At 32.7% G+C, this 636-nt stretch carries 1 protein-coding gene; it reads left to right on the top strand.

What is annotated here, in order from left to right:
* Positions 1–142 precede the first annotated feature (142 nt).
* A complete protein-coding gene (locus FC36_RS08870) occupies positions 143–532 on the top strand; it encodes a hypothetical protein (protein WP_025021492.1) in 390 nt (129 codons plus the stop codon).
* Positions 533–636: the final 104 nt, after the last annotated feature.

Below are 636 nucleotides of genomic sequence, written 5' to 3'. Positions count from 1 at the left end.
AGTGGGATGCCAGTAAAGAAATCTGATAAGAAGTAGATTACAAATCTAAAAAATCTGTAAGAGCTTGTCAACCTTAAAAAGGATGTCATAATTAGGGTATACATAAAGAGAGAGTCAAAATCCAGAAAGGAATGTGATTGGTATGTTAAAGATGGTTGTAAATGGAGAGGAAAATGAAAAGGTAATCTCACTTAAAAGCGAGTGGGAAGAAGAACTGTTAGTTACTGATAACCACGGTGAAATAATAGTTGATCCACAAGATATTACATACTCATTCGGTCAGTTTATGGTGGGTGTAGTAAATGGAAATCAACAAGTAGACGATAGTCCTTACTTAACGATTGAACTAGATGATTTAGAAAACTCGCATTTTGGGGTAATGTTTGATAAATCAGCAATTAATGAACAAAGAGAGGTAGATGATTCATTATTTGTTGAACTTACAATCGCATATAATGATATTAAGAATTATGTTGATAACTTGAACGCATTATTGTCCAAAGTTAGTCAAGAATTAGGATATAGCAAATAAGTAAAAGCCACCAGTTTTGGTGGTTTTTTAAGTATTTACTTCAAATATGAAGGTACAATTTAAAGGGGATAAAAAGCGATGTGAACGTCCAAAATTGAGGGTGT

This window comes from Ligilactobacillus equi DSM 15833 = JCM 10991 (assembly GCF_001435735.1).
GTDB lineage: Bacteria > Bacillota > Bacilli > Lactobacillales > Lactobacillaceae > Ligilactobacillus > Ligilactobacillus equi.
The sequence above is the reverse complement of the archived record's forward strand: the minus strand, read 5'-3'. Positions and strand labels throughout refer to the sequence as shown.